This is a genomic window from Salmonella sp. 3C (genome assembly GCF_025426275.1).
GTDB classification, from domain to species: domain Bacteria; phylum Pseudomonadota; class Gammaproteobacteria; order Enterobacterales; family Enterobacteriaceae; genus Salmonella; species Salmonella enterica.
Map to the genome: position 1 here is coordinate 216391 of NZ_CP104858.1, position 22297 is coordinate 238687.

18 protein-coding genes are annotated in these 22297 nt (G+C 53.9%); 5 read left to right on the forward strand and 13 right to left on the reverse strand.

The annotated features are described in order from the left end of the window. Positions 1–9 precede the first annotated feature (9 nt). From nuoH to lrhA, 9 genes are all read right to left on the reverse strand, one after another. Positions 10–987, reverse strand: a complete 978-nt coding sequence (nuoH, locus tag N7E69_RS00985) for an NADH-quinone oxidoreductase subunit NuoH (protein WP_000118515.1) — start codon at positions 985–987, stop codon at positions 10–12. Further along, positions 984–3710, reverse strand: coding sequence for an NADH-quinone oxidoreductase subunit NuoG (gene nuoG / locus N7E69_RS00990; RefSeq protein ID WP_001574710.1), 2727 nt, complete (start codon positions 3708–3710; stop codon positions 984–986). The genes nuoH and nuoG overlap by 4 nt, the downstream gene beginning before the upstream one ends. A gap of 30 nt (positions 3711–3740) precedes the next feature. Further along, positions 3741–5078, reverse strand: coding sequence for an NADH-quinone oxidoreductase subunit NuoF (gene nuoF, locus N7E69_RS00995; RefSeq protein ID WP_000800048.1), 1338 nt, complete (start codon positions 5076–5078; stop codon positions 3741–3743). Beyond that, positions 5075–5575: an NADH-quinone oxidoreductase subunit NuoE gene (gene nuoE, locus N7E69_RS01000; protein ID WP_000545038.1), complete on the reverse strand. Its 501-nt coding sequence runs from the start codon at positions 5573–5575 to the stop codon at positions 5075–5077. The genes nuoF and nuoE overlap by 4 nt, the downstream gene beginning before the upstream one ends. A gap of 2 nt (positions 5576–5577) precedes the next feature. Continuing rightward, the gene (nuoC, locus tag N7E69_RS01005) at positions 5578–7380 is read right to left on the reverse strand and encodes an NADH-quinone oxidoreductase subunit C/D (protein WP_000247855.1); all 1803 of its coding nucleotides are present in this window, start codon (positions 7378–7380) and stop codon (positions 5578–5580) included. Between the two features lie 86 nt (positions 7381–7466). After that, positions 7467–8129: an NADH-quinone oxidoreductase subunit NuoB gene (gene nuoB / locus N7E69_RS01010; protein WP_108610925.1), complete on the reverse strand. Its 663-nt coding sequence runs from the start codon at positions 8127–8129 to the stop codon at positions 7467–7469. 15 nt (positions 8130–8144) lie between these two features. Then, positions 8145–8588, reverse strand: a complete 444-nt coding sequence (gene nuoA, locus N7E69_RS01015) for an NADH-quinone oxidoreductase subunit NuoA (RefSeq protein ID WP_000062993.1) — start codon at positions 8586–8588, stop codon at positions 8145–8147. Positions 8589–8982: 394 nt separating this feature from the next. After that, positions 8983–9135 carry a hypothetical protein gene (locus N7E69_RS01020; protein WP_001522276.1) on the reverse strand — a complete coding sequence of 51 codons (153 nt, stop codon included), beginning with the start codon at positions 9133–9135 and terminating at the stop codon, positions 8983–8985. Positions 9136–9214: 79 nt separating this feature from the next. Continuing rightward, positions 9215–10153, reverse strand: a complete 939-nt coding sequence (lrhA, locus tag N7E69_RS01025) for a transcriptional regulator LrhA (RefSeq protein ID WP_000606288.1) — start codon at positions 10151–10153, stop codon at positions 9215–9217. 1003 nt (positions 10154–11156) lie between these two features. Here lrhA and alaA point away from each other — a divergent pair. Further along, on the forward strand, positions 11157–12371 hold the full coding sequence (alaA, locus tag N7E69_RS01030) for an alanine transaminase AlaA (protein ID WP_000074540.1): 1215 nt from the start codon (positions 11157–11159) through the stop codon (positions 12369–12371). A gap of 93 nt (positions 12372–12464) precedes the next feature. Beyond that, on the forward strand, positions 12465–13064 hold the full coding sequence (gene yfbR, locus N7E69_RS01035; RefSeq protein WP_000813882.1) for a 5'-deoxynucleotidase: 600 nt from the start codon (positions 12465–12467) through the stop codon (positions 13062–13064). A gap of 91 nt (positions 13065–13155) precedes the next feature. Here the strand turns inward: yfbR and N7E69_RS01040 are convergent, their stop codons facing one another. From N7E69_RS01040 to yfbV, 4 genes are all read right to left on the reverse strand, one after another. Further along, on the reverse strand, positions 13156–14982 hold the full coding sequence (locus N7E69_RS01040; protein WP_039506976.1) for an SLC13 family permease: 1827 nt from the start codon (positions 14980–14982) through the stop codon (positions 13156–13158). A gap of 76 nt (positions 14983–15058) precedes the next feature. Continuing rightward, positions 15059–15736 (reverse strand): sugar phosphatase, encoded by a 678-nt coding sequence (locus N7E69_RS01045; RefSeq protein WP_001555201.1) that lies wholly within the window; start codon positions 15734–15736, stop codon positions 15059–15061. Next, complete coding sequence (locus tag N7E69_RS01050) at positions 15729–16223, reverse strand: YfbU family protein (RefSeq protein WP_000426137.1); 495 nt, start codon at positions 16221–16223, stop codon at positions 15729–15731. Before N7E69_RS01050 ends, N7E69_RS01045 begins: the two co-directional genes overlap by 8 nt. An 82-nt stretch (positions 16224–16305) precedes the next feature. Further along, positions 16306–16761 carry a terminus macrodomain insulation protein YfbV gene (gene yfbV, locus N7E69_RS01055; RefSeq protein ID WP_000106617.1) on the reverse strand — a complete coding sequence of 152 codons (456 nt, stop codon included), beginning with the start codon at positions 16759–16761 and terminating at the stop codon, positions 16306–16308. A gap of 349 nt (positions 16762–17110) precedes the next feature. Here yfbV and ackA point away from each other — a divergent pair, with 349 nt between their 5' ends. The 3 genes from ackA (at position 17111) to yfcC (ending at position 22272) form a co-directional block, all read left to right on the forward strand. Continuing rightward, positions 17111–18313, forward strand: coding sequence for an acetate kinase (gene ackA / locus N7E69_RS01060; protein WP_000095689.1), 1203 nt, complete (start codon positions 17111–17113; stop codon positions 18311–18313). Positions 18314–18389: 76 nt separating this feature from the next. Then, entirely contained in the window at positions 18390–20534 is a 2145-nt protein-coding gene (pta, locus tag N7E69_RS01065) for a phosphate acetyltransferase (protein ID WP_000086692.1), read from the forward strand. 217 nt (positions 20535–20751) lie between these two features. Then, entirely contained in the window at positions 20752–22272 is a 1521-nt protein-coding gene (gene yfcC / locus N7E69_RS01070) for a putative basic amino acid antiporter YfcC (RefSeq protein WP_000117930.1), read from the forward strand. Positions 22273–22297 lie beyond the last annotated feature (25 nt).

A 22297-nucleotide genomic window follows, 5' to 3' on the forward strand; every position in this document is an offset into this window, starting at 1 on the left:
TTGTGTCCCTTATTGCGCCTGCCACAGAATGACAGCCGCCGTTACCAGCAAGTTGATGAGCGTCAGCGGCAGGCAAACTTTCCAGCCGAAGGACATTACCTGGTCATAACGCGGACGCGGTAACGACGCACGAATCAAAATGAACATCATCATGAAGAACGCGGTTTTCAGCGCGAACCAGACGAATGGCGGTAAGAACGGGCCATGCCAGCCACCGAAGAACAACGTTACCATCAGCGCGGAAACGGTGACGATACCGATGTACTCCCCCACGAAGAACAGACCGAATTTCATACCGGAATATTCGATGTGGTAACCGTCCGCCAGTTCCTGCTCGGCTTCCGGCTGGTCAAACGGGTGACGGTGACAGACCGCTACGCCCGCGATGGCGAAAGTAACAAACCCAAAGAATTGCGGAATCACGTTCCACAGATGCGCCTGGTTATTGACGATATCGGTCATATTAAATGAACCGGCCTGCGCCACCACACCCATCAGGGAAAGACCAAGGAACACTTCGTAGCTCACCGTCTGGGCAGACGCGCGCATCGCGCCCAGCAGCGAGTATTTGTTGTTGCTCGACCAACCGGCGAATAACACCGCGTAAACCGCCAGACCGGCCATCATCAGGAAGAACAAAATCCCGATGTTTAAATCGGCCACCACCCAATTAGGGCTAACCGGCACAATGGCGAAGGAGAGCAGCAGCGAAGTAAACGCGATCATCGGCGCCAAGGTAAAGATGACGCGATCCGAGAATTTCGGGATCCAGTCTTCTTTAAAGAACATCTTGATCATATCCGCGACCAGCTGGAGCGAGCCGCCCCAGCCAACGCGGTTTGGTCCATAACGGTTCTGGAACAGACCCAGCAGACGACGTTCGCCAAAGCTCATGAAGGCCCCGCAGGTGACGACCACCAGCAGAATCACCACCGCTTTGAGAATGCTCAGCAGGATCTCAATCAGATCCGGTGTAATCCAACTCATTGTTGCGCCTCCCGCAGATCCTCAAGACGCGCGCCAGCCAGAACCGGCGCGATGCCAGGCATACCCATCGGCAGCCCTACCTGCCCTGCCGCTAACCCTTCAGAGATTTCAACCGGCAGCGTCACCGTATTGCCATCGTAGCTAAAGGAGACGCGCGTCCCGGCATTGACGCCCAACTTCGCGGCATCCGCCGGGTTAAGTTTGATATACGGCTGCGGCATACGGCTCTGGAAGACCGGAGAACGCTGAGACAATTCGTCGCTGCCAAACAGGTGGTAATACGGCGCAATACGCCACTGACCGTCCTGCGCCTGGAAGCTTGCCGGCACGGTAGTGAAATAATCCAGACCGCCCTCAGTCGCTTCAATCAAACGCACGCCCGGATCGCCGTGACGCAGTTTGCCGCCCACTTCATCCTGGAATTTGTTCCACGCCTGCGGGGAGTTCCAGCCCGGCGCCCAGGCGAACGGAATTTCAGATCGCGGGGCAGTCGGTTGGTTATTCCCTTCCATCGAGAAGGCGAACATGGTGTCTTTATCCTGCGGCTGACGTGGTTCATGCACGCTGATATTGGCGCGCATCGCCGTACGACCGCTGTAACGATGCGGTTCGCGCGCCAGCTTCTGCCCACGAATGCGGAAGGTCGCATCCGGCGCGGCGTCCTTAATGCCGGCAAATTGCGGCATGGCGGCAATGACCGCGTCGATCACATGGTCAAGCTGTGTCCAGTCTACTTCGCGGTTTTCGACGGTGCTGTGCAGCGAATGCAGCCAGCGCCAGCTTTCCAGCATAATCGTCTTGTTATCGTAGTAGGCCGGATCATAAACCTGGAAGAAGCGCTGCGCGCGGCCTTCGTTGTTGATGACCGTACCATCGCTTTCGGCGAAGCTTGCCGCGGAAAGCACCAGATGAGCATTTTCCATAATCGCCGTGCGCTGATGGTCAACCACCATTACCAGCGGCGCTTTGGCGAGTGCAGCGTTCACGCGCGTAGCGCTTGCATGACGGTGGAGATCGTTTTCCAGCACCACCACCGCGTCCGCGTTGCCGGTTTCCAGCTCGCCCAACGCATCGTCAAGCGAACCGCCGCCCATCATACCCAGCCCCATGCTGTTCACGGAGCGGGCAATCATAGTAATACCGACGTCGGCGCCACGGCCTTTCAGCGCTTTCGCCACGTTGGCGGCCGCCTGAATCACCTCACTGCTACCGGCGTTAGTGCCGGAGATAATCAGCGGTTTTTTCGCGCCGGCCAACGCCTGCACAATGACATTAATTTTGTTTTGTAAGTCGCTGTCGATACCGTCAACCGCAGGCGCTGTATTGTCCAGCGCATGGGCAATCGCAAAGCCCAGGCGCGCCTGATCTTCCACCGGCGCGCGATAAGTCCAGGCGGCGATATCATCCAGACGGGTGTCGTCCACGTTAGTCACGAACAGCGGATGTTTGGCACGCTGGCCGATGTTAAGGATGGCCGCAATCTGCCAGTCGGCCACTTTCTGCGCCGCCGCCATTTCACGCGCTTTACCTTTCACCGCCTGGCGTACCGCCAGCGCAACGCGCGCGCCGGTCTGAGTGACATCCTCACCCAAGACCAGTACCGCGTCATAAGATTCGATCTCCCGCAGCGCCGGGGTGTAAATTCCGCCTTCACGCAGCACTTTCAGCGCCAGTTGCAGACGTTCCTGCTCGCCGCGCGCGATACCGGTGTAGAAGTTTTCCGCACCAACCAGCTCACGCAGCGCAAAGTTGCTCTCAATGCTGGCGCGTGGCGAACCGATACCGATCACTTTCTTCGACTGGCGCAGAATATCCGCCGCGCCCTGCATCGCCTGCTCGGCGTTGAGGGTGATGAAGTCGTCGCCACGGCGCTGAACCGGCTGACGCGGACGGTCTTTCAGGTTCACATAGCCATAGCCGAAACGACCGCGGTCACAGAGGAAGTAGTGGTTAACGGTACCGTTGTAACGGTTTTCGATACGGCGCAGTTCGCCATAGCGCTCGCCCGGGCTGATGTTACAGCCGATGGAACACTGCTGGCAGATGCTCGGCGCAAACTGCATGTCCCATTTACGGTTGTAACGCTCGGAGTGCGTTTTATCGGTGAAGACGCCGGTCGGGCAAATCTCGACCAGGTTACCGGAGAATTCGCTTTCCAGCGTACCGTCTTCCGGACGCCCGAAGTAGACGTTGTCATGCGCGCCATAGACGCCCAGATCGGTGCCGTCGGCATAATCTTTGTAGTAACGCACACAACGGTAGCAGGCGATACAGCGGTTCATTTCGTGCGAGATGAACGGCCCCAGATCCTGGTTGCGGTGGGTACGTTTGGTGAAACGGTAGCGGCGGAAACTATGCCCCGTCATCACGGTCATATCCTGAAGATGGCAGTTACCGCCCTCTTCACAGACCGGACAGTCGTGCGGGTGGTTAGTCATCAGCCACTCCACCACGCTTTCACGGAACTGTTTCGCTTCTTCGTCGTCAATAGAGATAAAGGTACCGTCGGTGGCTGGCGTCATACAGGACATCACCAGGCGACCACGCGTATCTTCCGCGTTTTGGTATTGCTTCACCGCACACTGGCGGCAAGCACCGACGCTTCCCAGCGCCGGGTGCCAGCAAAAATACGGAATATCAAGGCCGAGGGACAGACATGCCTGTAGCAGGTTGTCCGCGCCGTTGACCTCGTATTCTTTGCCGTCTACATGAATCGTAGCCATTAGCATGCTTCCAAATTAAAAATCGTTAACTCACCAGCGCTCTTTGAGCAGGTTCGGCTGAATACCATTGATTAAATGGGTATTGCTGAACGGCTGCTTGATGCCAGCTTCGAATTCTTCGCGGAAATACTTAATTGCGCTTTGCAGTGGCTCAACCGCGCCCGGCGCATGCGCGCAGAAGGTTTTACCCGGTCCGAGGAAACGACACAGTTGCTCAAGTGTCTCGATATCCCCCGGCTGGCCTTCGCCACGCTCCAGCGCGCGCAGAATTTTCACGCTCCACGGCAGCCCGTCACGGCATGGCGTACACCAGCCGCAGGATTCGCGGGCAAAGAACTCTTCCAGGTTACGCACCAGCGATACCATGCCGATTTCGTGGTCTACCGCCATCGCCAGCGCAGTGCCCAAACGGCTGCCTGCTTTACCGATACTTTCGAACTCCATCGGCAGGTCAAGATGCGCCTCGGTCAGGAAGTCGGTTCCCGCCCCGCCCGGTTGCCAGGCTTTGAATTTCAGGCCATCGCGCATACCGCCCGCGTAGTCTTCAAGGATCTCGCGCGCGGTGGTGCCGAACGGTAATTCCCACAGGCCCGGATTCTTCACGCGGCCCGAGAAGCCCATCAGCTTGGTACCCGCATCTTTGCTTTTCGAGATGTTCTGGTACCACTCCACGCCGTTGGCGAGGATTGCCGGGACGTTGCACAACGTTTCGACGTTATTCACACAGGTCGGTTTGCCCCATACGCCGGAGGTCGCCGGGAAGGGCGGCTTGGAGCGTGGGTTCGCGCGGCGGCCTTCGAGGGAGTTAATCAGCGCCGTTTCTTCACCACAGATGTAACGCCCTGCCCCGGTGTGGACAAACAGTTCAAAGTCGAACCCGGTGCCCATGATATTTTTGCCAAGCAGCCCGGCCTCGGTGGCTTCAGCAATCGCACGGCGCAAATGTACAGCCGCTTCGATATATTCGCCGCGCAGGAAGATGTAGCCGCGATACGCTTTCAGCGCGAACGCGGAGATCAGCATGCCTTCCACCAGCAGGTGCGGCAGCTGTTCCATCAGCAGACGGTCTTTATAGGTGCCCGGCTCCATTTCATCGGCGTTACACAGCAGGTAACGGATGTTCATGGATTCATCTTTCGGCATCAGGCTCCACTTCAGACCGGTGGAAAAGCCCGCGCCGCCGCGCCCTTTCAGACCGGCGTCTTTTACCTGGCTGACGATTTCATCCGGAGACAGGCCGGTCAGCGCCTTACGCGCGCCTTCGTAGCCGTTTTTGCTACGATATTCATCCAGCCAGACCGGCTGTTTGTCATCGCGCAGACGCCAGGTCAGCGGATGGGTTTCGGGAGTACGGATAACGTTTTTCATTTATACCGCTCCAGTAGTTCAGGAATGGCTTCCGGGGTCAGATGGCTGTGAGTATCCTCATCAATCATCATGTTCGGCCCTTTATCGCAATTCCCCAGGCAGCAGGTCGGCAGCAGCGTAAAGCGACCATCAAAGGTCGTCTGCCCCGGTTTGATGTTGAGATTTTTTTCCAGCGCGGCCTGAATCCCCTGATAGCCGGTGATATGGCACACCACGCTGTCGCAGTAGCGAATCACGTGGCGACCGACCGGCTGACGGAAAATCTGGCTGTAGAATGTGGCGACGCCTTCGACGTCGCTCGCCGGAATACCCAGCACATCGGCAATAGCGTAGATCGCGCCGTCCGGCACCCAGCCACGCTGCTTCTGAACGATTTTCAGCGCTTCAATGGACGCCGCACGCGGGTCTTCGTAGTGGTGCTTCTCGTGCTCTATCGCTTCACGCTCTGCCGCACTCAGCTCAAAAGCCTCGGTTTGTGGTTGTTGATTCTCGTGCATAATTAGCGGTCCACATCTGACATAACAAAATCGATACTACCCAGATAGACAATCAGGTCGGAGACCAGGCTACCGCGGATCGCCGAGGGAATCTGCTGCAGGTGCGCAAAGCTCGGCGTACGCACGCGGGTACGGTAGCTCATGGTGCTGCCGTCGCTGGTCAGGTAGTAACTGTTAATCCCCTTCGTCGCTTCCACCATCTGGAAGGACTCCTGCGCCGGCATCACCGGGCCCCAGGAGACCTGCAGGAAGTGGGTGATCAGGGTTTCGATATGTTGCAGCGTGCGCTCTTTCGGCGGCGGCGTGGTCAGCGGGTGATCCGCTTTGAACGGCCCTTCCGGCATGTTATCGAGGCACTGCTGAAGAATGCGCAGACTCTGGCGCAGCTCTTCCACTTTCAGCATCACGCGGGTATAGCAGTCGGAAACGCCGCCGCCCACCGGCACTTCAAAGTCAAAGTTTTCGTAGCCAGAGTATGGACGCCATTTACGTACGTCGAAGTCGATCCCGGTCGCGCGCAGCCCTGCGCCGGTGGTGCCCCACTCCAGCGCCTCTTTCGCGCCGTAAGCGGCAACGCCCTGCGAACGCCCTTTCAGAATAGTGTTACGCAGCGCGGCTTTCTCGTAAGAATCCAGACGCTTCGGCATCCACTCAAGGAACTCTCGCAGCAGGCGATCCCAACCGCGCGGCAAGTCGTGCGCGACGCCGCCGATACGGAACCAGGCCGGGTGCATACGGAAACCGGTAATGGCTTCCACCAGGTCATAAATTTTCTGCCGGTCGGTAAAGGCAAAGAAGACCGGCGTCATCGCGCCGACGTCCTGAATAAAGGTCGAGATGTACAGCAGATGACTGTTAATGCGGAACAGTTCGGAGAGCATCACGCGGATGACGTTCACACGATCCGGGACGGTGATCCCTGCCAACTTTTCTACCGCCAGCACGTACGGCATTTCATTGACGCAACCACCGAGGTATTCGATACGGTCGGTATAGGGAATGTAGCTATGCCAGGACTGGCGCTCGCCCATTTTTTCGGCGCCGCGGTGGTGATAGCCGATATCCGGCACGCAGTCGACGATTTCTTCACCGTCAAGTTGCAGGATAATACGAAACGCACCGTGCGCAGACGGGTGGTTCGGGCCGAGGTTGAGGAACATAAAGTCCTCGTTGTCAGTCCCGCGCTTCATCCCCCAGTCTTCCGGCTTAAAGGTCAGCGCTTCCATTTCCAGATCCTGCTTGGCTTTGGTCAGCTCAAACGGGTCGAATTCGGTCGCGCGCGCCGGATAATCTTTACGCAGCGGATGGCCTTCCCAGGTTTGCGGCATCATGATGCGCGTCAGGTGCGGGTGGCCTTCGATATCAATACCAAACATCTCCCAGGTCTCACGCTCGTACCAGTTGGCGTTAGGGAAAAGTTTAGTGAAGGTCGGCACGCGCAGGTCGTTTTCAGACAACGCCACCTTGAGCATGATATCGCGATTACGCTCAATGGAAATCAGGTGGTAGAAAACGGAAAAATCCGCGGCGGGTAACCCGTCACGGTGCGTACGCAGGCGTTCATCCATGCCGTGTAAGTCAAACAGCATGACGTAAGGTTTCGGCAGTTTCTTTAAGAAATCGCCAACCTCCAGTAGTTGTTCACGCTTGACCCAAACAACGGGGATACCGGTGCGGGTCGCCTGAACGGTAAAGGCATCCGGCCCAAAACGGTTGCGCAGTTCGCCGATAACCGGATCATCAAGATGATCGCGGGTACTCCATGCAGCGTCTTGCGCGGTTAAGTCGGTCATATTGTTCACCATTGCAAATGGTCCGTGGTGGTCGGCAGTGCTTCGCGCTATTAAAATAGTGGTTAGCGAAGTGAAGTGCTGCTGCCGACAGGCGCAAATTAAATCTCGTCCGGGGTACGCAGGTTCGTGACGGCAATACGCTCGCCGCGTTTACGTTCGCGTTCTGGCTGCATATTGGCGCGATACACGCCCTGATCGCCCACCACCCATGAGAGCGGACGGCGCTCTTTGCCAATCGATTCTTGCAGCAGCATCAACGCCTGCATATACGCTTCCGGACGCGGCGGACAGCCAGGGATATACACATCCACCGGGATGAACTTATCAACGCCCTGCACTACCGAATAAATATCGTACATGCCGCCGGAGTTGGCGCAGGCGCCCATAGAAATGACCCATTTTGGCTCCAGCATTTGGTCATACAGACGCTGAATAACCGGGGCCATTTTGGTAAAGCAGGTACCGGCCACCACCATCAGGTCAGCCTGACGTGGCGACGCACGCAGCACTTCCGCGCCGAAACGGGCAACGTCATGCACTGCGGTAAAAGAGGTCACCATCTCTACATAGCAGCAAGAAAGGCCGAAGTTGTAGGGCCAAATTGAGTTTTTACGGCCCCAGTTAACCATGTCATGCAGTTTGCCCATGAACACGTTTTTGTTAACTTCCTGCTCCAGGGGGTCGGTTACGATCTCCTGTTTTTGCAGGGGGTAACGGCCATTCTCACCGTTAGGATCTATGCGGGTGAGCGTATAATCCATCTTAATGCCTCGCGGTTAGCGTTGACGATTAGCGATACTGTTCGTTTCCGGGTTCATACGCTCGCGGCGTGAACGCGCGGGCGTCCAGTCCAACGCGCCAATACGCGCCAGATAAACCAGACCAGCCAGTAACACAAAAATAAAAATTGCAGCTTCCACAAAGCCAACCCAGCCGCTTTCGCGGATAGAAGTTGACCATGCGAACAGATACAGCGCTTCAACGTCGAAGATAACGAAGAACATGGCTACCAGGTAAAACTTGGCAGACAGGCGTAAGCGGGCGGTGCCGACCGAGTCGATACCTGATTCAAACGGAACGTTCTTGTGCCTCGCGCGTGCGCGACCGCCCAAAAACCAACCGCCTACCAGCATCAGGCAGCACAGGCCAATGGCAACGATAAGAAAGATAGCGAATGCCCAGTGATGAGCGATGACTTCAGTGGATGTTGACATACTCATTGCTTACTCATCAAAAGTAGCGCCAGTTCCTCTGCTCTTTACGGCAGATGGACGCCACATCGATTCATGGGGAGGAATAAAAAAAACCCTACAATTACTGTAGAAAATGATAAAAACAGCTAATTGATGTGGTTTTTTACTCCTTTCTATAACCTTTTGTCAACTTTAACAAAAGTTCCTTCACATTAATTTACATCAATTCATCATCATTAACATTAAGTGCCATCCTGGAGAAAATGACTCTTCGACCAGGGGGGATTTTATGTTGTTGAATCGTGTCCGTTGTGAAGCAAAAGAAATAACACACACCTATTTTGACAGGAATTTGTGAAGATGCCTCCCCCTAAATGGGAGTATTTTCTTGATCTGTGACACGCTTTTGTTAATTCCCCCCCTAAAACAGCAACAATTTCTCTAGTTTTTTAACATGCAAATTCATAAAATGGATGTTCTGGTTATTTTTTGCCCACATTGAACTGCGAATTGCTACTGGCTGATTTACCGCAACTTTTACAATTTGTGCGGTTAAGCGCGTACAGATGGGCACAAAAAAAGAGCCACTGAGCGTTTTTTCATCGCCAGCGGCTCTTTTTTACATTTACGACTTAGCGCCTTTTGCCTGCGAGCTACTCAAAACCCCCTTCCACCATCAGCGGATCATCTCCGCCCTCTGCAGAAAACTGGTTGTAATGCCATGGGTTTTGATAGCTTTCCATCGCATGGAAAATCACCATCGCCAGCTCGTTCTGGCTATTGGGATCGCGGCACAACAGATATTCCGTATCCGGCAAAGGCGGTAATCCGTCTGCGGCGCCCAGCACGCGAAGGTCGGGACTCATCATTTCGACAGGTCGAGCCGTTACGCCAAGACCGGCTTTAACGGCCGCGCGTACCGCCGGTAATGTAGACGCCACATAGGCCAGCCGCCAGGGAATACCCGCTGCATTTAGCGTCTCCAGCACCATATCGCGGAATGGACTGGGATCGTCCAGCAGGACTAGTGGTACGGGCTCTCCCCTTTGCAAAACATACTCAGCCGCACAATACCAATGGGTGGGCGAGGTCCGCAAATTCAGACAGTCCAGCGAATGAGGTTGGTTAGTCGTCACCACCAAATCTACTTCCTGCGATTTAACCATGTCCACCATATAGGCGTTGCGTTTTACCCGTACATCAAGCGCGAGTTTCGGATAAACCGAGCTGATTCGGCTAAGCAAAAAAGGCAGGATAGTATCAGCTGATTCATCAGAAGCGCCGATTGTTAACACTCCCTGAAGATTACTGAACATTAATGATGAACACGCCTCATCATTAAAACGCAGGATTTTTCTGGCGTACCCCAGAAGCTGGATACCGTGTTCGGTCAAAAGTTTGTTACGGCCATGGCGGGCGAACAATTCCTTTCCCACGAGTTGCTCAAGACGCTGCATTTGCTGACTGACCGCAGACTGAGTACGACATACCGCCGCCGCCGCCGCGGCGAAGGTGTTCAGATCGGCAACGGCCACGAACGTTCTCAGCAGATCGAGATCGAGGTTAATTATCGGACGATTTGCATTTATCATAATTTTTCACTTACTGGCGGGTCATATCGGGCTGACCTGGTTAATGCTGTGCATTCAGAAACAAGCAATTCCATTTGTAATGTGCATCCTTCGCAGTACCGCCTGGTTACCCAGGTAAATGTTAGAATGTAATTGAAAATACGACCAAAACACTTCTCTTACTTACTGATATAATACCAAATGCAACTGATCGGGATATATCAAAGAGAATGTGTCATACCTTTAGGCGTCTACAGATTTCTGCTAATGATGGACGTGTAAATCTTGTAACAGCGTCAAATAGTTTACCGAGACGCACAGATACAAAAACAATATATTGAACAATAGGTTATGTATAAAATCGCGTCATGATAATTAGCAGACAACGCAGACAACGCAGACAACGCAGACTACGCAGACTACGCAGACTACGCAGACTACGCAGACTACGCAGACTACGCAGACTACGCCCCCGTTTCGGATCATTATCTTAACCTAAAACCGCTATATTTATAAGTATTATTACGAATAATCTTAACCTGGGATATGTTATACTAATCGGACCAGAAAGATATTATTACGACTTTAGTAAATGCTTTTTAAATATTAAATAATAATTAATTAAGATTTCTACCATTCATTAATTATACTTAACAATAGTTTCACCCCCCCCGCCGCCGGAAAGGTCTAACCTTCTCATTTTACCTTTAATACTCAGTATTTCCGAAATAGCCGACGCGACACTAATGATGAATGCTTATCTCTCATAAAACAGATAATTTTTGACAACATAAAAAACCACATTACAAGCAATCACATAGAACAAAACACTATACATACAGACAAAAATAGAAAATGCATCTAACCAAATGATTTTATGAAGTTTTAAACAGTACGAAAGCGCGTTAAAAATAAACAAAATCTTCTTCTGTTCACTCTTCAAAACTCACCGTCGTGGGAGTACATTGTTTCGTGCTGACTTCCACGGCAGGGAGTGGCAATAACAGCTAAAAGGTCAAGATTCATGTCCCCCATTGAAAAATCCAGCAAACTCGAAAATGTCTGTTATGACATTCGTGGCCCCGTTCTGAAAGAAGCGAAACGCCTTGAGGAAGAAGGTAATAAAGTTCTTAAACTGAATATCGGCAACCCCGCCCCCTTCGGATTCGAAGCGCCGGACGAAATTCTGGTCGATGTCATTCGTAATTTGCCGACGGCGCAAGGATATTGCGACTCGAAAGGGCTTTATTCCGCCCGTAAAGCGATTATGCAGCATTATCAGGCCCGTGGAATGCGCGATGTAACCGTGGAAGATATCTATATCGGTAACGGCGTTTCCGAGCTGATCGTTCAGGCGATGCAGGCGTTGCTTAACAGTGGCGATGAAATGCTGGTTCCCGCGCCCGATTATCCGTTATGGACAGCGGCGGTATCGCTCTCCAGCGGCAAGGCGGTACATTATCTTTGCGATGAATCTTCCGACTGGTTCCCGGACCTTGACGATATCCGCGCCAAAATCACCCCACGTACGCGTGGTATTGTCATTATTAATCCAAATAACCCTACTGGCGCCGTCTATTCTAAAGAATTGTTGATGGAAATTGTCAACATTGCGCGCGAGCATAATCTCATCATCTTCGCCGATGAAATTTATGACAAGATTCTCTATGACGATGCCGAGCATCACTCTATCGCCGCACTGGCGCCTGATCTGCTGACCATCACCTTTAATGGGTTGTCTAAAACCTATCGCGTCGCCGGCTTCCGCCAGGGCTGGATGGTGCTGAACGGGCCGAAAAAACATGCGAAGGGCTATATTGAAGGGCTGGAGATGTTAGCCTCAATGCGCCTGTGCGCCAACGTCCCGGCGCAACATGCTATTCAGACCGCGCTCGGCGGCTATCAAAGCATTAGCGAATTTATTCTGCCGGGCGGTCGACTGTATGAACAGCGTAACCGAGCCTGGGAGTTGATTAACGATATTCCCGGCGTTTCCTGCGTAAAACCGCGCGGCGCGTTGTACATGTTCCCCAGGATCGACGCTAAACGTTTTAATATTCACGACGACCAGAAGATGGTGCTGGACTTCCTGCTACAGGAAAAGGTGCTGCTGGTGCAAGGTACCGCCTTTAACTGGCCGTGGCCGGATCACTTCCGCATTGTGACGCTACCGCGTGAAGATGACCTGGAGATGGCCATCAACCGCTTTGGGCGTTTCCTCTCAGGTTACCATCAATAATCTTAAATTCAGGCTACTTCGGTAGCCTGAATTGCATCTTCATCCGCCTCCCCGCACAATGAAGTCTGCCGCAGTGAAAACAAAAGGTAATCTATGAAGCAGAGCCATTTTTTCGCCCATCTCTCCCGCATGAAGTTGATTAACCGCTGGCCGCTGATGCGTAACGTGCGTACGGAAAACGTCTCCGAACATAGTCTGCAGGTGGCGATGGTCGCCCATGCGTTGGCGGCGATAAAAAACCGTAAATTTGGCGGTCAGCTCAATGCTGAACGCATCGCGCTTCTGGCGATGTATCATGATGCCTCGGAAGTACTGACCGGCGATCTGCCGACGCCGGTAAAATATTTTAATTCCCAGATAGCCCAGGAATATAAAGCGATCGAAAAAATCGCCCAGCAAAAGCTGGTTGATATGGCGCCGGATGAATTACGCGATATTTTCGCACCGCTTATTGATGAGAATGCCTGGAGCGAAGAAGAACAGGCAATCGTAAAACAGGCCGATGCGCTTTGCGCCTACCTGAAATGCCTGGAGGAGCTCTCAGCGGGAAACAATGAGTTTGGACTGGCAAAAACGCGGCTGGAAAAAACGCTGGAATTACGTCGCAGCCAGGAGATGGACTATTTTATGGCGGTATTCGTACCAAGTTTCCATCTTTCTCTTGACGAGATAAGCCAGGATTCACCGCTTTAGTTGCCGGATGGCGGCTAACGCCTTATCCGGCCTACCGTTCTTCCCGTAGGCCTGATAAGCGCAACGCCATCAGGCCTTTTCCTGTCTGGGGTTAAAACGGAAACAACATTGGAATCATCACAATACAAACCGCCATCACAATAAGCGTGAACGGCACGCCAAGCTTCACAAAATCGCTAAAGCTATAGTTTCCCGGCCCCAGAACCAGAGTATTCACCGGCGATGAAACCGGCGTCATAAAGGCGGCGGATGCCGCCATCGCCACCGCCATCGCAAACGGATAGGGCGACACCCCCATCGATTTCGCCGCCGCCAGCGCAATCGGCGCCATCAGCACCGCCGTTGCCGTGTTAGAAATGAACAGTCCTATGACGGCACACAGCACGAACAGGCATCCCAGCATCATATATGGCCCATAGCCGCCGCCGATATTCATTAACCCTTGCACGACCAGAGAGACGCCGCCGGTTTTTTGCAACGCCTGCGCAAACGGCATCATACCCACAATCAAGATAATGCTCGGCCAGTGGATCGCTTTATACGCGCTTTCAGCATCAATACAGCGAAATTTACCCATCAGCAGGCAGGCGATAATCGCCGCGATCGGGTTGGGAATTTCATCGGTCAACATCAGCGCCACCATCAGTACCAGGCAGAAAATGGCGTGCGGCGCCTGGCTGTGCGCAGGAGAGGCTTCGCTGACCTCGACCGGCATATTCAGCACCACAAAGTCGCGGCCTTTTTGCCCCAGCAGGCTGATTAACTTCCAGTTCCCCACGACCAGAATGATATCGCCCATCAATAACGGCTCATCGGCCAGCGATCCTTCCAGCGCGACGCCGTCGCGTTTCAGGCCGACCACATTCAGCCCGTAACGTGTACGGAAAGCGATTTCACGCACCGACTTGCCAATCAGTTCAGACTCCGGAATAAGCGAAATTTCCGCCATCCCGACATCCAACGCCTGATCGGAAAAATATTCTCCACGCAATACCATCGGTTCCAGCAGTTGCTCGGCGCAGAACTCTCTGAAGTCAACCTCCGCCGCCGACATATCAATCAGCAGAACGTCGCGAGCGCGAAACTCCGATACGCCGTTCACATTGACGATAACCCGCCGAAAGCGCCGCCAGCGTTCAACGCCGATGACATTGGCGCCGTAACGTTCGCGCAGTTTAAGGTCGTCCAGCCGCTGTCCCACCATCGGCGAACCGGGGCGAATCGCCAGACGGCGAGCGCGCCCCGTCAGACGGTACTCGCGGATAAGATCGCGGAAAGTGCGCCGCTTACCTGCCTGTTGTCCGGGCGCATCGCCTTTTAGCATGAAGCGCATCACCAGCATATAAACAATGCCGAGCGCCAACACCACTATCCCCAGCGGCGTCACGCTAAAAAAGTTGAACCCGTGCAGGCCTTCACGCAGCAGTTCACTGTTAACCACCAGGTTCGGCGGCGTCGCCACCAGCGTCATCATTCCGCTGATAAGCCCGGCAAAACTCAGCGGCATCATCAGGCGCGAAGGCGAGGTTTGCATATGCATAGAAACGCTAAGAACAACGGGGATAAAGATCGCCACCACGCCGGTTGAACTCATGAAAGCGCCAAGTCCGGCGACGGTGATCATCAGTAAAACCAGCATTTTGATTTCACTGCTGCCCGCCATTTTAACCAGCCAGGTACCGACCACCGTCGCAACGCCGGTTCGCACGAGGCCGTCGCCAATAATAAATAAGGCGGCGATAAGAATGACATTCGGATCGCTAAAGCCGGAGAAGGCTTCCGGAAGGGTCAAGGTACCGCTAAGGACAAAAGCAACAATGACGAATAAAGCCACCGCATCCATACGCACTTTGCCCGTCGCAAACAACACGACGGCAATCGCCAGTAAAGAGAGAACCCAAATCAATTCACCGTTCACAACATGTCCTTGTCAGATGAGAAGATAACGCGATTCTGCCATAAATATGCCCCGCCAAAGCGGGGCGATATCATGATCAGGTCTTTCTTAACACCACCACATCGCCGTTTGGTTGTTTAGCGACCGATAATTGCGTCAGGCTATCCAACGCAAAATCAACATCCGCCAGACGCGGCGTGTCGGCCGGCGCATTGACCGCAATGACGTGGCAGCCCGCAGCCAGTCCGGACAGCACGCCAGCCGGGGCATCTTCTACTACGACGCACTCCTGAGGGGCCAGGCCAAGCAGTTGTGCGCCCAGCAAATACGCATCCGGCTCCGGTTTGCCGCGTTTGACTCGTTCGGCGGTGACAAACACCTCTGGCGCTGGAAGGCCCGCGACCTGATGGCGCGCACGCGCGACCGGCATTGAACCGGAGGTGACGATAGCCCACGGAATGCCCGCTTTATTCAGGTGATTGAGTAAATCGACTGCCCCCGGCAACGCGGTGATCCCTGCGGTTTCAGTGGCTTCTATTTGCTCCAGGCGCGTAAACTCAGCGGCAATTTCCGCCTCCGATTTACCCGCCATAAAATGCCGCAACGAGGTGATCGCCTGTTTGCCATGAATAAAGCCCAGCACCTCATCATGAGCAAGGTTAAAACGATCGGCCCAGCTACACCACGCGCGTTCAACGGCAGGTAATGAGTCAACCAACGTTCCATCCAGATCAAACAGAAAACCTTTACACTGCACGCGAGCCTCCTCAGGCATTAATGATTTGATTGATTTCATTCGCGCTCAGGTGGTACTGACGCGGGCAGGCATGCCAGACATTCAACATCCGCTGGTATTTTTCCCACATCGGCGTCTGGGCATTAAAGCCGTGCGTCCCGGCGTCAAAGTGAGTGTAGCGTCCTTCTATATTCACCATAAAACGGACATAGCCGAGGTAACGCGCTTCCGTCGCGGCGTCAAACCCCAGGAAGGTGACGCGACGTTCGTCGATGGTTTGCGTATCTTTGAGGTTGGTCCAGGAGACGTGCAGCGCATGGTACATCTCCATAATATCGATGATGGTACGACAGGTCTCTTCCGTCAGCTCGCCAAACTCGCGATCCAGCTCGCGCATCTGCAGGCCGTAGCCGCGTTCAATAATTGTTTGTAAGCGACGGTAACGCTCGGCGTTGGTGGGATCGAGCATCGTCATCATTTTGTACTGGTTAGACAAAATCAGACGTTGCGCGTTGGTCATTTCCATTTTGAACTCCTGTATCACGCTATGGCGATGAAAAAAAGAAGGCATTGGTATGCCTTCTTTTATATGCGTAATCCGGGGTCAATTACAAATCATCCAGGAAAGTTTTATCCAGTTGTTTGAAGGCGCGCTTAAGCGTGTCAGCTAATGCCTGGTAATCCGGCTTTCCTTCTACCGGCGCCAGCGCTTGTCCAGCCTCCTGCAATTTACCGCGAACTTCGTAAAACCAGTTAAGGATTGAAGGCGGTAACGGCGTCACGGAACGTTTTCCTAACCACCATAATCCCTGCATGGGCAAGCTCAGGGCGAACAGAGCGGTCGCCACGGCCGGGCCTAACTGACCGCCCAGCGCTATCTGCCAGCATAATGTAAAGACGGCGACAGGCGGCATAAATCGTATGGCATAGCGCGTCATACGAATGACGCGGTTTTCGACGAAAACGGGCGCCAGCCGCTTTTCCATCGGCCACGTCTTCGCGTAGTGCTGCCCCCGGCGAAATAAGCTAAAAAAATTTACGGAGCGATTATCCGGTGTCGACATGGCCTACCTCAACTTCACATATAAAATTTAAAAAATTTGTGCAAAACAACAACTGCGAGGGACAACGTTCAAAACATTTTGTCTTCGATACCCACTATCAGGTATCCTGTGTCGGCCTGTGTCGGCCTGTCAAAGGCCGGTAGTTTAAAATCATTGAGTCGTCAATATTACACATAGTATGCCATTGGCTGAAAAATACGCAAAATGGCATAGACTCAAAGGTATTTCTTCCATCATGCCCAAAAAAACTCCTGCGCATGATGTTAATCATAAATGTCAGGGCTATCATGCGCTACGCTCTATGGCTCACTGACGTTTTTTTAGCCACGTATCATAAATAGGTACTTCCATGTCGAGTAAGTTAGTACTGGTTCTGAACTGCGGTAGTTCTTCACTGAAATTTGCAATTATTGATGCAGTTAATGGTGATGAATACCTTTCTGGTTTAGCCGAATGTTTCCATCTGCCAGAAGCACGCATCAAATGGAAAATGGACGGCAGTAAACAAGAAGCGGCTTTAGGTGCAGGCGCCGCTCACAGTGAAGCGCTGAACTTTATCGTTAACACTATTCTGGCACAAAAACCAGAACTGTCTGCGCAGTTAACTGCAATTGGTCACCGTATCGTACACGGCGGCGAGAAGTATACCAGCTCCGTAGTCATTGATGAGTCCGTCATTCAGGGCATCAAAGATTCCGCCTCTTTCGCACCGCTGCATAACCCGGCTCACCTGATTGGTATCGCCGAAGCGCTGAAATCTTTCCCGCAGCTGAAAGATAAAAACGTTGCAGTATTCGACACCGCCTTCCATCAGACCATGCCGGAAGAATCTTACCTGTATGCCCTGCCGTACAGCCTGTATAAAGAACACGGCGTTCGTCGCTATGGCGCACACGGCACCAGCCACTTCTATGTAACTCAGGAAGCGGCAAAAATGCTGAACAAGCCGGTAGAAGAACTGAACATTATCACCTGCCACCTGGGCAACGGCGGTTCTGTTTCCGCTATCCGTAACGGTAAATGCGTGGATACCTCTATGGGTCTGACCCCGCTGGAAGGCCTGGTCATGGGTACCCGTTCCGGCGATATCGACCCTGCGATTATCTTCCACCTGCACGACACTCTGGGCATGAGCGTGGATCAGATCAACAAAATGCTGACCAAAGAGTCCGGTCTGCTGGGTCTGACTGAAGTGACCAGCGACTGCCGTTATGTTGAAGACAACTACGCCACCAAAGAAGACGCAAAACGTGCGATGGACGTTTACTGCCACCGCCTGGCGAAATACATCGGTTCTTACACCGCTCTGATGGACGGTCGTCTGGATGCAGTCGTGTTCACCGGCGGTATCGGTGAAAACGCCGCGATGGTTCGCGAACTGTCTCTGGGTAAACTGGGCGTGCTGGGCTTTGAAGTCGACCACGAACGTAACCTGGCGGCCCGCTTCGGCAAATCTGGTTTCATCAACAAAGAAGGTACCCGTCCGGCGGTGGTGATCCCAACCAACGAAGAACTGGTTATCGCGCAAGACGCGAGCCGTCTGACTGCCTGATTTCACACCGCCAGCCTCGCTGGCGGTGCTGTTTTGTAACCCGTCCCCAAAAGACGGTAACGAAAGAGGATAAACCGTGTCCCGTATTATTATGCTGATCCCTACCGGAACCAGCGTCGGCCTGACCAGCGTCAGCCTCGGCGTCATCCGTGCTATGGAACGCAAAGGCGTTCGTCTGAGCGTCTTTAAGCCTATCGCCCAGCCTCGCGCTGGCGGCGATGCGCCTGACCAGACCACCACTATCGTTCGCGCGAACTCTACCCTGCCGGCGGCTGAACCGCTGAAGATGAGCCACGTTGAATCTCTGCTCTCCAGCAACCAGAAAGACGTGCTGATGGAAGAGATCATCGCGAACTACCATGCGAATACCAAAGACGCGGAAGTGGTGCTGGTTGAAGGTCTGGTTCCGACCCGTAAACATCAGTTCGCTCAGTCTCTGAACTATGAAATCGCGAAAACGCTGAATGCGGAAATCGTTTTTGTCATGTCTCAGGGTACCGACACGCCAGAACAGCTGAACGAACGTATCGAACTGACGCGCAGCAGCTTCGGCGGCGCGAAAAACACCAACATCACCGGCGTTATCATCAACAAACTGAATGCGCCGGTTGATGAACAAGGTCGTACTCGCCCGGATCTGTCGGAGATTTTTGACGACTCTTCCAAAGCGCAGGTGATCAAAATCGATCCTGCTAAACTGCAGGAATCCAGCCCGCTGCCGGTTCTGGGCGCGGTGCCGTGGAGCTTCGATCTGATTGCGACCCGCGCTATCGATATGGCGCGTCACCTGAACGCCACCATCATTAACGAAGGCGATATCAAAACCCGCCGCGTTAAATCCGTTACGTTCTGCGCGCGTAGTATTCCGCATATGCTGGAACATTTCCGCGCAGGATCATTGTTAGTGACTTCCGCTGACCGTCCGGACGTACTGGTCGCAGCTTGCCTGGCCGCGATGAACGGCGTAGAAATCGGCGCCCTGCTGCTGACCGGCGGCTATGAAATGGACGCACGCATTTCTAAACTGTGCGAACGCGCATTCGCCACCGGTCTGCCGGTCTTTATGGTGAACACCAACACCTGGCAGACTTCGCTGAGCCTGCAAAGCTTCAATCTGGAAGTCCCGGTTGATGACCATGAGCGCATCGAGAAAGTTCAGGAATACGTCGCGAACTACGTTAACGCTGAGTGGATCGAGTCGCTGACCGCCACTTCCGAGCGTAGCCGTCGTCTCTCTCCGCCGGCGTTCCGCTACCAACTGACCGAGCTGGCGCGTAAAGCCGGTAAACGCGTAGTGCTGCCGGAAGGCGACGAACCGCGTACCGTCAAAGCGGCGGCAATCTGCGCTGAACGCGGCATCGCCACTTGCGTTCTGCTGGGCAACCCGGATGAAATCAACCGCGTCGCGGCATCTCAGGGCGTTGAGCTGGGCGCAGGTATTGAAATCGTCGATCCGGAAGTGGTGCGTGAAAGCTATGTCGCTCGTCTGGTTGAGCTGCGTAAGAGCAAAGGCATGACCGAACCGGTTGCCCGCGAGCAGCTGGAAGACAACGTGGTGCTCGGCACGCTGATGCTGGAGCAAGACGAAGTCGACGGCCTGGTTTCCGGCGCGGTTCATACCACCGCCAACACCATCCGTCCGCCGCTGCAGCTTATTAAAACGGCGCCGGGTAGCTCCCTGGTCTCTTCTGTGTTCTTTATGCTACTGCCGGAACAGGTTTACGTTTACGGCGACTGCGCAATCAACCCAGACCCGACTGCAGAGCAGCTGGCAGAAATCGCGATTCAGTCTGCGGATTCCGCCATTGCCTTCGGCATCGAACCGCGTGTGGCAATGCTCTCCTACTCCACCGGCACCTCTGGCGCGGGCAGCGACGTAGAGAAAGTACGTGAAGCGACGCGTCTGGCGCAGGAAAAACGTCCTGACCTGATGATCGACGGTCCGTTGCAGTACGACGCCGCGGTCATGGCTGACGTAGCGAAATCCAAAGCGCCGAACTCGCCGGTTGCGGGTCGCGCTACCGTGTTCATTTTCCCGGATCTGAACACCGGTAACACCACCTACAAAGCGGTACAGCGTTCTGCCGACCTGATCTCCATCGGGCCGATGCTGCAGGGTATGCGCAAGCCGGTGAACGACCTGTCCCGTGGCGCACTGGTTGACGATATCGTCTATACCATCGCCCTGACGGCGATCCAGGCTTCCCAACAGCAGCAGTAACAGTAAAAGCTAATGCCGGATGGCGGCGTGAACGCCTTGTCCGGCCTACAGGTGAGATACCGTTGTAGGCCGGATAAGACGCGTTAGCATCGCCATCCGGCATTCTGCTATTTACCCTGCAAAGCGGAATTTTTTGCTTAACTGCGCTGCATCAATGAATAACTATTCCCTTCTTCTCATACTTAGCCTCTTTGCTTTGCAACAGGGATAGTCTGTCATGTCTGTCGTTACAGAATCAAAAACAGCCAGAAAATGGGCAATGCCCGATACGCTGGTCATCATCTTTTTTGTCGCCATTTTAACCAGTATCGCCACCTGGGTCGTACCCGTTGGGATGTTTGATAGCCAGGAAGTGCAGTATCAGGTCGATGGTCAGACAAAAACCCGCAAAGTCGTCGACCCGCACTCTTTTCGCATTGTGACCAATGAGGCCGGGGAAGCGCAGTATCATCGCGTACAATTTTTCACTACCGGCGATGAAAGACCAGGGCTGATGAATTTTCCGTTTGAAGGGTTAACATCCGGATCGAAATTCGGCACTGCCGTCGGCATCATTATGTTTATGTTGGTGATTGGCGGCGCATTCGGCATCGTGATGCGTACCGGCACCGTGGATAACGGCATTCTGGCGCTTATTCGCCACACGCGGGGCAACGAAGTCCTGTTTATTCCGGTGCTATTTGTCCTCTTTTCGTTAGGGGGCGCCGTATTTGGCATGGGCGAAGAGGCGGTCGCCTTTGCAATTATCATAGCCCCGCTGATGGTCAGGCTGGGCTATGACAGCATTACCACCGTCCTGGTGACCTATATCGCCACCCAAATTGGCTTTGCCAGTTCGTGGATGAACCCTTTCTGCGTAGTCGTCGCCCAGGGGATTGCCGGCGTGCCGGTACTTTCCGGCTCCGGGCTGCGTATTGCGGTCTGGATTGTCGCCACGCTGATTGGGCTGGTTTTTACACTGGTCTACGCCTCACGCGTGAAAAAGAATCCGCTGCTGTCCCGCGTCCACGAATCCGATCGCTATTTCCGCGAACAGCAGGATGAAGTCGTCCAGCGCCCTTTCACCTTCGGTGACTGGCTGGTACTGCTGGTCCTGACCGGCGTAATGATTTGGGTCGTCTGGGGCGTGATTGTCCACGCCTGGTTTATTCCGGAGATCGCCAGCCAGTTTTTCACCATGGGCGTGGTGATCGGCCTCATCGGCGTTATCTTCCGCCTCAACGGTATGACGGTCAACGTGATGGCGTCCTCATTCACCGAAGGGGCGAGGATGATGATCGCGCCCGCCTTGCTGGTGGGTTTTGCCAAAGGCATTCTGCTGCTGGTCGGCAACGGCGAAGCCGGGGAACCCAGCGTGCTCAATACGCTGCTTAACAGTATCGCGCATGGCATCAGCGGGCTTAATAATGCTATCGCCGCCTGGTTTATGCTGCTCTTCCAGGCGGTATTTAATTTCTTTGTCACGTCCGGTTCGGGTCAGGCGGCGTTAACCATGCCATTACTGGAGCCGCTCGGCGATCTGGTCGGTGTTAACCGTCAGGTGACTGTTCTGGCCTTCCAGTTTGGCGATGGCTTCAGCCATATTATCTATCCGACATCAGCCTCGCTGATGGCCACGCTGGGCGTGTGCCGGGTCGATTTTCGCAACTGGCTGAAAGTGGGAGCGTCGCTGCTGGGACTACTGTTTATTATGTCCAGCGTGGTCGTCATTGGCGCGCAGATGATGGGATATCATTAATCCAAAATGCCGGATGAGCATCAGC

Excerpts from the sequence above, each read along its gene's own strand:
- nuoH (WP_000118515.1), bottom strand. The coding sequence starts at position 987 with ATGAGTTGGATTACACCGGATCTGATTGAGATCCTGCTGAGCATTCTC.
- nuoG (WP_001574710.1), bottom strand. The coding sequence starts at position 3,710 with ATGGCTACGATTCATGTAGACGGCAAAGAATACGAGGTCAACGGCGCG.
- nuoF (WP_000800048.1), bottom strand. The coding sequence starts at position 5,078 with ATGAAAAACGTTATCCGTACTCCCGAAACCCATCCGCTGACCTGGCGT.
- nuoE (WP_000545038.1), bottom strand. The coding sequence starts at position 5,575 with ATGCACGAGAATCAACAACCACAAACCGAGGCTTTTGAGCTGAGTGCG.
- nuoC (WP_000247855.1), bottom strand. The coding sequence starts at position 7,380 with ATGGTGAACAATATGACCGACTTAACCGCGCAAGACGCTGCATGGAGT.
- nuoB (WP_108610925.1), bottom strand. The coding sequence starts at position 8,129 with ATGGATTATACGCTCACCCGCATAGATCCTAACGGTGAGAATGGCCGT.
- nuoA (WP_000062993.1), bottom strand. The coding sequence starts at position 8,588 with ATGAGTATGTCAACATCCACTGAAGTCATCGCTCATCACTGGGCATTC.
- lrhA (WP_000606288.1), bottom strand. The coding sequence starts at position 10,153 with ATGATAAATGCAAATCGTCCGATAATTAACCTCGATCTCGATCTGCTG.
- alaA (WP_000074540.1), top strand. The coding sequence starts at position 11,157 with ATGTCCCCCATTGAAAAATCCAGCAAACTCGAAAATGTCTGTTATGAC.
- yfbR (WP_000813882.1), top strand. The coding sequence starts at position 12,465 with ATGAAGCAGAGCCATTTTTTCGCCCATCTCTCCCGCATGAAGTTGATT.
- N7E69_RS01045 (WP_001555201.1), bottom strand. The coding sequence starts at position 15,736 with ATGCCTGAGGAGGCTCGCGTGCAGTGTAAAGGTTTTCTGTTTGATCTG.
- N7E69_RS01050 (WP_000426137.1), bottom strand. The coding sequence starts at position 16,223 with ATGGAAATGACCAACGCGCAACGTCTGATTTTGTCTAACCAGTACAAA.
- yfbV (WP_000106617.1), bottom strand. The coding sequence starts at position 16,761 with ATGTCGACACCGGATAATCGCTCCGTAAATTTTTTTAGCTTATTTCGC.
- ackA (WP_000095689.1), top strand. The coding sequence starts at position 17,111 with ATGTCGAGTAAGTTAGTACTGGTTCTGAACTGCGGTAGTTCTTCACTG.
- yfcC (WP_000117930.1), top strand. The coding sequence starts at position 20,752 with ATGTCTGTCGTTACAGAATCAAAAACAGCCAGAAAATGGGCAATGCCC.